This window comes from Aporhodopirellula aestuarii, from assembly GCF_023701485.1.
Classification (GTDB): Bacteria; Planctomycetota; Planctomycetia; order Pirellulales; family Pirellulaceae; genus Rhodopirellula; species Rhodopirellula aestuarii.
Map to the genome: position 1 here is coordinate 41,234 of NZ_JAMQBK010000017.1, position 14,340 is coordinate 55,573.

A 14,340-nucleotide genomic window follows, 5' to 3' on the forward strand; every position below is an offset into this window, starting at 1 on the left:
ACGTTGCGGCAAGGTCGTTCCATGTATTTGCCCGCCTCCGACGTCTGGTCGCGCAAACAAAAAAGCCGCTGACCAAGCTTCTGCGTTCTCTGTCCAGGCTGTCCTGGTCGTTTTTGTGTTCTCCTGCCCAATAAATGATTCGCGCCGTCGCCGGACCTGCACGCCCAGGATCTGGTAAGTCCGGTGCGAAACGAATCATTCTCGAAAACGTAATGTGTTTGGCGGCATCGGTCGGTGGAACCGGAGCGTTCAAAACAAAGAACATGTCGCACCGGTGTCGGCCGCCGTAGCGCGGTCTGCCTCGCACCAGAATAGACAAGAAAGAGTTCGCGTACCTTCTCTTTTCGCGTAGCTTTTCTTCCCCGACTGGGTTTTCTGCTGCGCAGGAGCGATCCCTCCCCTTGCTTTTGCTCTGAAGAACCCGCGATTCGGTCATCTTGAGGGTCCCATACTCTCTCACGTCACACTCGCGATTCGCTGTGATTACTCAGGAATATGGGTGGCCCTAAATTCTCGCTAAATGCGGACCCTATTTGCGCCGTTTGCACTCCCTATTCGCCCCATGGGGCCGAGGTGACGATTCTGTCTCGTTGACTTCCGAGAGTCACAGCAGCAAACGACCGGGGTAGATTCGGTATGTTCGTTACGAACGGACTGGGCTGGCGGCGGTGCATAGTAAATTCTGCAGCCCCAAACCTGCGTGCGAACTCTCTGAGGGACACTTAGAGAACAAGTATCTACCAGCGACGCTTCACTTAGAGAGTCAGCATGCCATCGGTCGCCGAAAGCTATGACGAGATGCCGTACGAAAACGGCACACTTCCTTGGTCCCACCCGGAACGCATGGCGACGATCGGTACGCTGTTTGGTCTCAATCCTGCGGACATCAGGCGGGCTCGGATCCTGGAACTCGGCTGCGCACATGGCGGAAACCTGTTGCCGTTGGCCGCTTCAATGCCGCAAAGTGAATTCATTGGAATTGATCTTTCTGGGCGGCAAATTGAAATGGGACAGCAACTTGTCGCCGAAGCGGGGCTGACGAACGTTCGACTTCTGCAATTGGACCTGATGGAGTTGGATGCCACCTTTGAGCCGTTCGACTACATCATCTGCCACGGCCTCTTTTCCTGGGTGCCCGCTGTCGTGCGAACTGGCATTCTCAATCTGTGCACCCAGCTCCTGCGGCCTCAAGGTATGGCGTTTGTCAGTTACAATACCTTTCCTGGCTGGCATATGCGCAGTGTGCTGGGAAAGATGATGCGGTATCACACACGCGACATCGCCGACCCGGTCGCTGCAGTCACGGAATCTCGTGAATTCGCACGCTTCCTGAGCGACGCGGCACCCAGCGGAAACGCGGCCTACCAAGCCACATTGCAAAAAGAATACGAGTTGATTCGCGACGTTCCGAGTTGGTACCTGCATCACGACCATTTGGCTGGTGAGAACCAACCGCTGTTCTTTCATGAATTTGCCGAGTCGCTGACCGAACACAAATTGCAGTATGTGGGGGAGGCCCGCTTCCAAACCATGTTCGCCGAAAACATGGACGACGACGTTGCAGCGCAATTGCAACGGTATGCCAACGATCCGATTGAATACGAACAGTATCTCGACTATCTCTCCAACCGTTCGTTTCGGGAATCATTGATCTGCCACAGTGACCTGCTTGTCGATCGCAATGTATCGACTAATCGCCTCGAGCATTTGCATGCGGCGACGTCTTTGAAGCGAGAGCAAACCACAGGTGATACGGCTGAATTTGTTCACAGTGATGGGCGCCGTTTGAAATGTTCGTCCGATGCCACATCCCAACTGCTCGGACGATTGGCCGATGCTTGGCCCGGCACCGTATCCGTACAATCTCTACTCGAAGCGGAAGGTTTACCGTCAGAGTTGAGTGGGCAGGATGAGGGTCGACTGGCCGACTTCTTGTTACGAGGGTTCGCAACGGGAATGATCGAATTGCGAACGACGCCCATCCGTCTTCCCGATCAGCAACAAGAAAGACCTCAAACCAACGCAATGAATCGAGTTTTGGCGAAATCGATGGGACAGGTAGTCAGTGCGCGGCATACGACCATCTCCCTAAACGACTTGAACCGCAGGATCGTCCCACTACTTGACGGATCCAGAGATCGAGCCGAGCTCGCACGCGAGTTGTGCACGCAATTGGAAGGCATTGACATGACGATCGGCGATCCGAGCGCCAAACCGGTCCCAGCAACACCCGCACTCGTTAAATCACTTGTCGACAAACAACTGAATTCGCTGGCCTTGCAAGGTGTTTTGCAGGCCTGACTCGACCATTGGACTGTGCCTAGTCGTTTCCTCTACCAAATTGGCGTGGCGGTTTTTCGAATCTAGAATCTGGAGTAAGCGATCCTCGTCTGTCTCTACCTTGCGGATCAGATTAACCGGATCGAATCAAGACACGGTTCTGGGCAACGTGCCGGGTGAGTCAATTCCGGAACCCGCCGCATGATCGGTGCCCGCGATGTCACCGAGCTTGATGTAGGCGGCGTCGTTGCTGGCGACTTCAATCTTCATGAACTCATCGGCGGCAGCAATGTCACCCAACTTGATGTAGGCGGCGTCGTTGCTGGCGATTTCAATCTTCATGGATTCATCCGCGGCGGCAATGTCACCAAGCTTGATGTAGGCGGCGTCATTGCTGGCGACTTCAATCTTCATGAACTCATCGGCGGCAGCAATGTCACCCAACTTGATGTAGGCAGCGTCGTTGCTGGCGATTTCAATCTTCATGAACTCGTCCGCGGCGGCAATGTCACCGAGCTTGATGTAGGCGGCGTCATTGCTGGCGACTTCAATCTTCATGAACTCATCGGCGGCAGCGATGTCGCCCAGCTTGATGTAGCCCGCATCGTTGCGGAGCCCGTCGAGTTTCAGGAATTCGTCCGCAGCGGCAATGTCACCGAGCTTGATGTAGGCGGCGTCATTGCTGGCGACTTCAATCTTCATGAACTCATCCGCGGCAGCGATGTCACCCAACTTGATGTAGGCGGCGTCGTTGCTGGCGACTTCAATCTTCATGAACTCATCCGCGGCGGCAATGTCACCCAGCTTGATGTAGGCGGCGTCGTTGCTGGCGATTTCAATCTTCATGAATTCATCCGCGGCGGCAATGTCACCCAGCTTGATGTAGGCGGCGTCATTGCTGGCGACTTCAATCTTCATGAACTCATCGGCGGCAGCGATGTCACCCAACTTGATGTAGGCGGCGTCGTTGCTGGCGATTTCAATCTTCATGAACTCGTCCGCGGCGGCAATGTCCCCCAGCTTGATGTAGGCAGCGTCGTTGCTGGCGATTTCAATCTTCATGAACTCATCGGCGGCGGCGATGTCGCCCAGCTTGATGTAGCCCGCATCGTTGCGGAGCCCGTCGAGTTTCAGGAATTCGTCTGCAGCAGCAATATCACCGAGCTTAATGTAGGCGGCGTCGTTGCTGGCGATTTCAATCTTCATGAACTCGTCCGCGGCAGCAATGTCACCGAGCTTGATGTAGGCGGCGTCGTTGCTGGCGATTTCAATCTTCATGAACTCATCGGCGGCAGCGATGTCACCCAGCTTGATATATTCCGCATCGTTGCGGAGCCCGTCGAGTTTCAAGAATTCGTCTGCAGCAGCGATGTCACCGAGCTTGATGTAGGCGGCGTCGTTGCTGTTGGTGTAGTTTTTGAAGAACTCATCGGTGGCATCCGGACTGATGTCATGGACTGGTCGATCGGGATCGCCTTCCAGAAATCCTTCATGCAATCTGAGGTCGTGAGGGGACTCCACAATGGCTGGCCCATGCGACTCCACTGGCGCCAAATCCCGGGTGTGAAGGTCAGTCGGCATGACCCATCCGACGGACGTCAATAGGTTTCGATTTTCGAGTGACTCGAATTGCATCGAGCGACGTACTTGCGAAGAAGTCGATTCGCGTTGAGAACTGGATTCTCTGATGAATCCTAGGAGTCGTTTGAACATGGAAGCCTCTTGACGAATAGCACCAGCGGCAGGGCATTTGGGAATGCCGTAGCGCGGATGGTCAACCGACTGAATAATGGATGAGATAAGCGAAATGGGCGGATAGAGGTGGTACAGGCATTGCGATGCAGTATCCGCCAATGAAACCGTAGGTCACGTAACAGCGTTTGGCAAATAAAACGACAATATTCTGATCCACCGACAAAGAGGTCGTTGTTACTACAATCCATTTGTCGAATTAATTGACCGTAGCGAAGAAGGTCAGCAAGTAAGGATTCTCCGAGCCATTCGAGTCTGCGTCTCTATTTGCATCTGGTGAGGAATCATGGATTGAATCGACGGCACACCGCGTGGACTTGGAATCAACCTTGTGGCTTCGCGGACACCTAAGAAAACGCCCGCTACCAAACAATGGCTTCTGACATGAGTGGCACTGGCATAAGCCTAAGCTGCTGGGGCGTAACGGCTTTGCCTCGGGTTGCGCGGACAAGTCATGAGCCGGTAGTTCTTCGGGCGACGCTTGAGTTCTCTTTTTTCTTGTCGGCCGGGCCGGTTACCTACTATCAACTCGGAAATGATTTCCAGCAGACTGTTCCACAGTTGATCTCGACGATCTGCCCCAACTCGAAGTGACGAGGAGAATTCTTCAAGGCCACGCCAGTATTGCTTCCATTCCAAGTCGCGATAGCGACGGCAGGCGAAAGCCCCGGACGCGAGTCCGGGGGCGACGTCGCCTCCACACATCCCAAGTCGCGAAGCGTTGACAGATGCCGCTCCCGGCGATTCATTCGTGCGCACGCAGGGGTTTTGTGTCGTCGCGTTGCGACTTGCTTCGCTTTGTTTTCCCAAACCACGGACTCACGTCCGTGGCTTTTGGATCTCGTCACGACCGTGACTAACCAGTCGTGAAACTCTGGATCCAGCTAAACGAAAAAGGCATAGCGACGCGTTTTGTCCCTAACGAATTTTGGCAGTTAAGCGATAGCTTTGGTTGGACGTAGGAACCACGGTTAGCAACAAATGACAGATAGACCGAACGTCTCCAGCCTACGTGTTTGGCAGTCATTTCTTGAGGAAAAATCGAGTGCTTCCCATTCGTTTGCTCTGGGGTTAATCGACTCACGCCGGCAGACCGCGTTCCTGCCTGAATTCTGAATGACGAACCGGCGGAGTCGATTGACATGGCAATGCAATGATTGGCTGGAAATGCTCGCTTGTTTGAATCCCTATTTCCGCGTTTGGAACATTTCCATAATCAGATCTTCTCTCGAAAAGAAATCATCGTGTTCGTCTCGCTTGGAGCTCTCGTCCTCTTGCTGCCAAACCACGAAGGTATCACGTCCGGAACCTCCCCGTAAATCATCGCGAGACGAATCTTTTCCGCCATCGAGGAAGTCATTTCCAGCACCACCGATGATTTTGTCACAGTTTGTTCCGCCGAATAGCTCATCATCTCCATCACCACCCTCGATCACCGACGCGAGTGTTGTTTCGTTGCGGATCACATCATTCCCAGCACCCCCGATCACATGGATTGATTGGACTTTTGAGAACGTCTGCTTGTCCAAGAGGTTGCCTTTGGCGTCCATTTGAAGCAGATAGATCGCCTTGGCGTCCTGCGTGAAACCAACGGATTGTCCCCCATCATTGAGTCGAACATTTAGAACGCCATCGACGACCGCTGCGCGTACTTTTGACTCCTGGTCCACCGCTGCCGCGTCGGTCTCGGATTCGTCTGCGTGTGTGTCGTGGTTGCCTTCTAACGTTGTCGTCATGGAGATCAGGACATCGCCGGGGCCGCCAAAGGGATTGTCTCGATTTTCACGCCAGAGTTGATAAGGGTTCTCGCCATCTTGATACAGTTGGTTGACAGCTTCGTCGAGTTCACTCTCATCCTGCAGTTCGCCGAGACCGGAAGCGTAGTCCAGGCCTGAGCCGCCGGTTGCACTAGCCGAAGCATTCAAATACATCCAATCATCGCCTTCGCCACCGTGTAATTCTACCGCCCCATGTCGAGCGTACAGCTCATCATGGCCCTCACCTCCCTGTAGCAAATCATTGACGGTCTGGGGTCCATCGGCCAAGCCCGAATCAAGATGATCATTTCCCTCATCTCCGTGAAGTTCATCCGAGCCACTGCCGCCATCTAAGAAGTCATCTCCGCCACGACCTTCCAGGATGTCGTCACCCGCGTCACCGTAGAGGTGGTCTGAGAGCGAACCGCCATAAATCCAATCGTCGCCCGCGCCCCCGTGAGCTTCGTTCTGATACGTCACTCCATCGTTGACTGAACTCGTCCCCGAGGGAATCAACGAGTCGACAAAGATCACGTCGGCGTCGGCGTCACCGAACAGATGGTCCCTGCCTTCACATCCGGCAATCAAGTCCGATCCACTTCCGCCATAGAGTCGATCATTACCGGAGCCGCCCTCAATGCGTTCCATCAGTGTCAACATTTCATCGAGTTCCAGCGGCGCGGAGGGATCATAGACGAACGGGTTTTCGCCGCCATGGATTTCGTCGTCGCCATCGTCGCCAAAGAGCACATCCGTGCTGCCTCGACCGTAGATCAAATCGTCGCCATCACCGCCTTCAATGTGATCGGCCGCATCCCCGCCAATCAGGAAGTCCCGTCCGTTGCCGCCGAAGAGTTGCGAGGGGATGTTCGTCTGGTTCAAGAACCAGTCCGCCCCGGCGCCGCCGTCGAAGATGATCTCATTCACGTTCGCGAACGTCACTTCATGGAACACACCGCTCCAGGTCTGATCGCTAATGACTCCGACAGGAGACGTGAAGCCTGAGTAAATGCTCTGTCGAAGGACAACGTTACCAAAATCATCTGGTGTGACGAAGACGGCGTCCCCAATCGCGGATCCATGGATGGTGAGCACGCCATTCTCGTACTCAGTATGGACGATCGCGTGAACCCAATCGGCGTTATCTGTTTCATCCGACATGGCGGTGCCATCCATCCAAACGTCTTGTTCGATCAAGAACCGGCCTTCGCTCTCGCTAAACGCTGGCATCCCATCCAAGTGATCGCTACCTTCGCCAGAGTAGTACGTGTCAGCTCCCAGCCCACCACTCAGGTCATCATCCAAGTGGCTGCCAATCAGAAGATCATTTCCGGTGTTGCCGAATAGTGAGACCGAACTGTGGTTGAGCGCAAACGGTCCCAGGATGTCGTCGCCTGCTCCGCCATCAACGAGATCTTTCCAGTCTCCAGCCATGATCACATCTTGTCCCGATCCACCCGCCAAGTAGTCTCGGTCACCATCGTCGGCTGCGACCAACACGTCGGCTCCTTCTTGCGAGCCAGCGAACTGCAAGAGAGCATAAGGGCTGGTAGGAAGATCGACGTTGCTGACCATTTCGGGGTTGTCACCCCCGAACAAATAGTCGATGCCATCACCGGCAATCAACACGTCGGCACCCTGATCGCCGGTTAGGTAATCATTGCCACTGCCGCCATCCAGGTGATCATCGCCAGAGCCACCTTGAAGGACGTCCTCGATGCGGATTCCCACGGCCTGAGCAAAGAAGCTGGGCATGTTGTCGATGAACGCGGCGTCTTCAAATCCGTGAACGGCTACATAATCCTGTATCGATTGTTCGGTGTACTCAGGAAACTCTTCACGAAGCCATTCTAAGTCTTCCTCATCGATACCCGCGACTTCGTCAAGGAAGTCGTTATCGAGAACGTGGATGGCGTACTCACCATTGTCATCCCCGTAACCGTTGGCTCCGTGCAGGAAAGAGCCCGATGTGCTTGCCATCAGATTGTCGACGATCTCGTTCTCTTCGGCGTCGTCACCATACAAGGCATCGTTTCCTTGGTTGCCTGCGAGCGCGTCGGGCCCGTTTCCTCCGACCAAGATGTCATTGCCCGTGCCGCCGATCACTTCGTCAGCATCTCCCTGTCCCAGCAGATAGTCCGCATCAGCGCCGCCCAAGAGTTGATCTCGTCCGTCGCCACCGAACATGACCTGAGTGCCATCATCGCCAACCAATTGGTCGTCTCCGCCTCCACCGAAAAGAATATCCCCCGGCAGATCCATCGTCGCGATGGTTGAAATCTGATTCAGATCATTCATCGCGATCAGCGTCGCATCGGCAATGGCGGGATCCGCAAAGGTCGTCACGGTGGAACTGGATCCCGATTCGATGACGTCGTTTCCAGACCCACCGATGATCACATCGTCACCGTCACCACCTGACGCAATAACTGGAATCGAAGTCCGATTCGCAAAGACGTCGTCACCATCCTTGAGGTCGACCTCAATGGAGGTGACTTGATCGAAGCTGTGGGACTGGATTGGATTATCGAAAGCGTCATATTCCGTCACGACCGTTTGCCCATTTTCAGTCGCCACGACGACATAGTCTGGATCGTTTGTCCCGTCGATCTCCAGTTCACCGGTGGTGTTGTCGAACAGGACCGCAGTCAACATCGCACGACGCTCAAGCGATTGAATTTTCAACTGTCCCCGTTTTTGCGATTTGGTCCGATTTCTTTTTTTTGCAGGGATTTTCGCGAATATTTGGCGCAACATGTTGTGGCCCCCTTCTAAAAGGTGGTGTTCGACATCCGTTCATGCGGATGGAAACATTCTTGCTCGATCTAAAGGAGCAAGCGGAAGCCACGCGATGGTGTTACATTTCATTGAGCAGGAAGGTCCTTCCCAATTTGCGTTTGCACGCGGATAGGTATTTCGATGCTGGGGCTCTGCGGGGCGTCGCATACTCGGGCGTAGATGGGTGTGGGATGGAAGCCGCAGCGAAGCATCTCGACAGTTCTGTCGTTAACCACATCGTTTCGATCATTGACCGCGATGACGATCGGCCAGTCTGGTTTTGCACTTGGGGCGGCGGCAACACACTCGCGGCGGCTGTGGTGAAGGTCAAGAAGGAACGGACAGCCGCAGAGGCGAATGCTCTCGTAGCGACGATTCGTGGATACGAAATTGGTATTCAAGACGAGGGCTTCGCGTATATCGCTCACGAGTTTCCCGACGCGAAGCTGATTTCGGCAAAGCTGCTGTGGCGTGGAATTTCATGTACGACGCCAAAGTTCAACAAGTGGCCGGAGACCAGGGGAGGTAACGATGAAATGTTTGATGCCGAGTGGGTACAGCGGAACGTGCAAGCGGGGCACGGACCTCTCGGCGAACAGTATTTGCCCGCAGAGTATTTGCACGAAGGCGATACGCCGTCGTTCTCGTACCTGATTCCAAACGGGCTGCACTTTCCTGAACACGTTGACTTCGGTGGCTGGGGAGGTCGCTTCGCACCGAAACGACAGTTGAATGTTCGCACCGGAACAGGGAACGAGACTGTTGATCCGCTGCTGGACCAACAACGAGACTACGCGGTGTTTTCAGACACGAAAGATTCGTGGACGTACAACGGAAAGACGTATGGCAACGAGTTCTGCACGATCTTTCGTTGGCGGGAAGCATTTCAGAACGATTTCGCCGCTCGCATGGACTGGTGCGTCAAGCCGTACGACCAAGCCAACCACAATCCGGTCGCGATCGTCAACGGTGACAAAACTCGCGGACTCATCGAAGTGAAAGCGTCCGCGGGAACGGAATAGGAACTCGATGCGTCATCGTCGAGAGATCCGGATGGCGACAGGCTCAACTATTCCTGGTGGGTGTACGACGAATCGGGGGCATACGAAGGTACCGTCAAGATTATAAATTCAGCAGCGTCCAAGTCGCTTGTTCAGATTCCGAGTGATGCTGCGGGCAAGGACTTTCATGTCATCGGGACGTCGATTGTATTACTGAAGGATTTCAAATGTAGCGGAACGGCGCGAGCCGTCCGGTGACTCGGGACCGGACGGCTTGCGCCGTTCCACAAAAAAAGGCACTAAAACAATCAACGTCATCCTGACATTGACCGATGATGGCAGGCCACAACTGACGAGCTATCGCCGAATGCTGGGGCGTGTTGACTAGCGAATTGCGATTGCTTCGTTGGCATCCAAGACCGTAGCAAGAATTCTGACGAACTCCACTAGACTTCAACGTCAAACCCCGCCGCTCTCCACTCAGGCACGCTGAATCTCAGCCGTTGAGATTTGAAACGGTGGTCCCGTAACCAATGGGTGCCTGCCATCGCGGCGGCACAGTAGGGACCACGACAATAAACAAACATCGGCGAGGATTTTGGCAACTGATTTGCTTGTTCCGTGAGTACAGCAAAGGGGACGCTGCGTGCTTTGGGTAGATGCCCCTCCGCGAATTCATTGGTTGGCCGCAAATCGACCAGCGTGAACCGTCCGCGATCCAATTTCTGGTGAAATTCCTCGATTGTCAGTGGCGACAGGGCATCGTCGGCATCAAATTCTTCTCGAACGACTTCGCGAATCTCTGGCACGATGGTTTCTCCCAAGTCGCGAAACCTGAGCCACAGTTCGGCAACTATCGGATCTGCTAACGAACAGAAAACGCTGCGTCCCCGTTTGTCCGTCTTCACTAGATGTGAGTTTCGCAAAACCTTGACGTTGGCGCTGGCCGCCGCGAGCGACTGGTCTGTCAATCGTGCCAGCTCGTCGATCGACTTCTCGCCCTGCGTCAGGCTGCCCACCATTTTCAGGCGATGCGGATTGGATAATGCTCCACCGATTTCAGCGAGTTGCTGAAAGATCGCAGCCTGCCTTGTTTTGTCGAGCACGGTCGTCACCAGGATCGGGAAATAAAAGTCTCAGTAAAAATACTAGCTGAATGACGACAGATAGTCAATGAATGTCTTGAACGTTTGAGTTTTCGGTTTTCCGTTTGGCGGATGAATGACTGCGATGCTCATAGACTCAAAGAAGTCATTGAATGTTGGCGAGGGAGCCTGCAATTGGCCCTGAATTTGCAATCACTGACCGGAGCGGGTTCGCCGGAACAGTTCGCCCACGAAGAATTTCTAGCGAAGCCCACAAATCCGCCCTTTCCCTTTCACGGAGACCCTATTGATGGCTACGTTCAACCGCCGCGAAGTCTTGCAGCACTCTGGAGCCCTGGGGCTGGGTGCGGCTTTCCTTCCCGCTATTGCGTCAGTCGCAACGGCTGCGGAGAAATCCACTGCAGCGAAACCGCCTAGCAACGTCATTTTGGAAACGATCAAGTCGGGCGGGTTGTCGCACTACTCTTATTTCATCGGTGACAAAGACGCCGGGGTGGCGGTCGTCATCGACCCTCGCCGTGACGTGCAAGCCTATTTGGATCTCGCCAAGAAGCATGGCCTGAAGATCACACATGCCATCGAAACCCACGTCCATGCAGATTTTGTTTCGGGGGCACGCCAATTGGCAAAGCAATCCGGAACCGCGCGAATCGCAGCCAGTGTCGAAGGGGAGCCAGGGTACGGATTCAAGGTTGATCGACCGCTTCGTGACGGTGACGAAATCAAGGTTGGCAGCATCCGCCTGCGTGGCATTCACACGCCGGGACACACTCCCGAGCACATGTCGTATCTGGCGTCGTCGGGCGACAAGAGTTGGGGGATCTTCACGGGCGACTTCTTGTTCATCGGTAGCGTCGGACGTCCCGACTTGATGGGCGTCGAGAACACGGACTCGCTCGCCAAAGCTCTATATCGCAGCGTGCAGAATGCGTTCACCCAATTACCGGGGGAACTGATGATTTATCCGGCCCACGGCCCCGGTTCACCTTGCGGTGCTGGAATTAAGGCTCCCGAAGGCGATCCGACACTGGCCCAAGAGCGAAAGGGGAATCCCTACTGGCGAATGAACGATGAAGACATGTTCATTGAAGCGTTGTTGGAGGCTCAACCGCCGGTGCCCTACTACTGGCCGCGGATGAAGAAGGAGAACGCGGCAGGTCCAGAATTATTGTCGACTGATCGGCAGCCCGAGCTGGTCAGTCCCGACAAATTTGAAAAACTGATTCAGTCAGGCGACATTCAATTGCTCGACACGCGGTCGATGCACGCTTTCGCGGGCGGTCATGTCAGCGGTGCGATGAACATTGGCTACAACGAAGTGATTTCCATGTGGGGTGGCTGGATGCTGGACCCTGACAAGCCGATCGCGATGATGAAACCAGCGGAAGGGAACTACCGTGATCCCGTCGATTGGTTGGCTCGCGTCGGTTTGACAAACGTCACGACCGGATTGAAGGGCGACATGAAAGCGTGGGTCAACTCAGGACGTTCGTTCGACTCGTATGCGACCATGACTGTCCAGGAAGTTCACGAGCGTTTCCCGAGTGATCAGATGACGTTGTTGGATGTGCGGCAGCCCTCGGAATGGGACATGGGACATCTGCCGGGAGCTCAGTATTTGTTTTTGCCAGAGATTCCCAAGAAGCTCGATCAAGTCGACAAAAGCAAACCTGTCGTCGTGTACTGCGGAAACGGCTACCGAGCGAGCATAGGGACGAGTGTGTTACGCGCCAATGGATTCGATGCCCGTAGCGTACCGGGATCGTGGGACGCATGGGTGGCGGCCGGATACGACGGCGTGAAACCGGATCATCCCGGCAAGGCCAGCGATACGTCGAGGACGGCGTAGCTTTTCCGAAGCTGATCCCACTACGAGTATCACTCACACAAGGAATCCAAACATGAATATCACCTTCGGCGTTGCTGCCGTTCTGATCGGATGCTTCACCATGATCGGTGTGGTATCCGCTACGGAACCAAACTCAAACGAAGAAAAGGCAGACGGGCGTGTGAAAAAGTTTTCGATCGCGTTCGTCAACGACATTCACGCTCAGCTTGAACCTCATCCAGAACTTTACTGGAACGAAGACGAGGCACAACGTGAATTACGAGCCGGCGGATTGAGTCGCATTAAAACCGCATTCGACCAACTCGCCGCTGACCGCCCCGACGGAATGTTAAAGATCGACGGAGGCGACACGTTTCAAGGTAGTGGCCCCGGCGCATGGACCGAAGGCGAAGTCATGATCCGTCCGCTCAATGCCTTGGGACTCGATATGGCGATCCCCGGCAACTGGTCGGTGGTCTACGGTGCCGAGCGTCTGCGCGCGATTCGCGACGAAGTGAATTATCCGATCATTGCGGCGAACATCTACGATGAAAGCTCGGGTGAACGAACATTCAAGCCAACGATGGTCAAAGAAATTGGCGGCGTGAAGGTTGGGCTGGTCGGATTCACCGATCCCGATGTGCCTTCACGCCAACCCCCGTTCATGAGTGAGGGGTTGAAGTTCAAAGCCGATGAAGTGTTGCAACCACTGATCGACGATCTGCGTCAGAACCAAAAGGTCGACATCGTCGTGCTGGTCAGCCACATCGGATTGCACAAAGCGGTACCGCTTTCCGCGAAGCTCAATGGTGTCGATATTCATCTGTCGGCGGACACGCACGAGCGGACCTACGAACCGATCGTGGTCGGTGACACGTGGGTCGTCGAAGCGGGGGCATTCGGATCGTTGGTTGGTGTGATGGATGTCCAGGTTCGCGACGGCAAGGTCGTCGACCGCAAGTGGGAACTGGTCGAGTTGCGGGAAGACAAGTTCCCAGAAGACAAGCAAGTCAAACAGATCGTCGATGACGCTCTCTCACCGCACCGCGAGCGGATGAATCGCGAGATCGGGCACACGGACATCTGGCTCGAACGCTACAACGTGATGACATCGTCGATGGACCGCTTGATCGCCAATGCAGTGAAAGAGGCAGCCGATGTCGATGTCGGGCTGAGCAACGGATACCGCTTCTCACCTCCCACGGCTCCCGGCCCAATCACCGAAGCGGATTTGTGGAATTGGTTGCCGATCAAGCTAGACCTGAAAACAGGCGTCGTCAAAGGGCAGCAGTTCATCGACTACTGGGAGAGCGAATTTGAAAACGTGTTCTCGTCCGACCCTGACCGGCTTTACGGTGGTTGGTTGGCGCGGCCGTCGACGAACATGCAGGTACGTTTCGATTCGACCGCAGAATCGGGAGATCGCCTGCGAAGTTTGACGATTGACGGCGACGACGTTGATCCTAAGCAGGACTACACGATTGCCGCAGGTGCGAGGAAGGGCCAGCCCGAGAATCAAATCCATCGTATGCAAGAATGTCGCACGACGAAAACGTTGAAGAAAACGACACATGATGCGGTTCGCGATCATCTCGCCAAACCGCACGACTCGGACCACGACTCCGAACCACCGGTGAAGTGCGTGGTGCGAGGCGATCAATTGCGATCGCAATACCAGACGTTCATCAAGGAGCGTCAGAAGGCGCGCAAGCAAGACAAGTTAGAGGGTGAGTCGGTGCTGCCCCCGAAAAAATAGACTCGCTTTCCGTATGCACGCTCAACGTATTGGGCTTCGCCAGAAGTCCCTGTTGCTGCCGGAACCTGCTTGGACCGTTGTA

General features: G+C 54.7%; 8 protein-coding genes and 1 pseudogene. 6 read left to right on the forward strand and 3 right to left on the reverse strand.

All coding sequences use genetic code 11. The features are described from left to right. The first annotated feature begins 768 nt into the window (after nt 1–768). Nucleotides 769–2,301 (forward strand): methyltransferase regulatory domain-containing protein, encoded by a 1,533-nt coding sequence (locus NB063_RS05835; RefSeq protein ID WP_250927818.1) that lies wholly within the window; start codon nt 769–771, stop codon nt 2,299–2,301. Nucleotides 2,302–2,427: 126 nt separating this feature from the next. Here the strand turns inward: NB063_RS05835 and NB063_RS05840 are convergent, their stop codons facing one another. Both NB063_RS05840 and NB063_RS32420 read right to left on the reverse strand, forming a co-directional pair. Beyond that, a complete protein-coding gene (locus NB063_RS05840; RefSeq protein WP_250927819.1) occupies nt 2,428–3,861 on the reverse strand; it encodes a hypothetical protein in 1,434 nt (477 codons plus the stop codon). Between the two features lie 1,358 nt (nt 3,862–5,219). Continuing rightward, nucleotides 5,220–8,474 (reverse strand): calcium-binding protein, encoded by a 3,255-nt coding sequence (locus tag NB063_RS32420; RefSeq protein WP_322975072.1) that lies wholly within the window; start codon nt 8,472–8,474, stop codon nt 5,220–5,222. 113 nt (nt 8,475–8,587) lie between these two features. Here NB063_RS32420 and NB063_RS05850 point away from each other — a divergent pair, with 113 nt between their 5' ends. The 3 genes and pseudogenes from NB063_RS05850 (at nt 8,588) to NB063_RS32545 (ending at nt 9,956) form a co-directional block, all read left to right on the forward strand. Continuing rightward, the gene (locus NB063_RS05850; RefSeq protein WP_250927820.1) at nt 8,588–9,589 is read left to right on the forward strand and encodes a DUF1593 domain-containing protein; all 1,002 of its coding nucleotides are present in this window, start codon (nt 8,588–8,590) and stop codon (nt 9,587–9,589) included. A 12-nt stretch (nt 9,590–9,601) separates the two neighbouring features. Then, nucleotides 9,602–9,826 (forward strand): annotated as a pseudogene (locus tag NB063_RS32540) (hypothetical protein); the annotation flags it as partial. Between the two features lie 16 nt (nt 9,827–9,842). Further along, a complete protein-coding gene (locus NB063_RS32545) occupies nt 9,843–9,956 on the forward strand; it encodes a hypothetical protein (protein WP_407652553.1) in 114 nt (37 codons plus the stop codon). A 58-nt stretch (nt 9,957–10,014) separates the two neighbouring features. Here the strand turns inward: NB063_RS32545 and NB063_RS05855 are convergent, their stop codons facing one another. Further along, complete coding sequence (locus NB063_RS05855; RefSeq protein WP_250927821.1) at nt 10,015–10,674, reverse strand: ArsR/SmtB family transcription factor; 660 nt, start codon at nt 10,672–10,674, stop codon at nt 10,015–10,017. Between the two features lie 289 nt (nt 10,675–10,963). Here NB063_RS05855 and NB063_RS05860 point away from each other — a divergent pair, with 289 nt between their 5' ends. Both NB063_RS05860 and NB063_RS05865 read left to right on the forward strand, forming a co-directional pair. After that, entirely contained in the window at nt 10,964–12,523 is a 1,560-nt protein-coding gene (locus NB063_RS05860) for an MBL fold metallo-hydrolase (protein WP_250927822.1), read from the forward strand. Nucleotides 12,524–12,575: 52 nt separating this feature from the next. Continuing rightward, nucleotides 12,576–14,258, forward strand: coding sequence for a bifunctional metallophosphatase/5'-nucleotidase (locus NB063_RS05865; RefSeq protein ID WP_250927823.1), 1,683 nt, complete (start codon nt 12,576–12,578; stop codon nt 14,256–14,258). Nucleotides 14,259–14,340 lie beyond the last annotated feature (82 nt).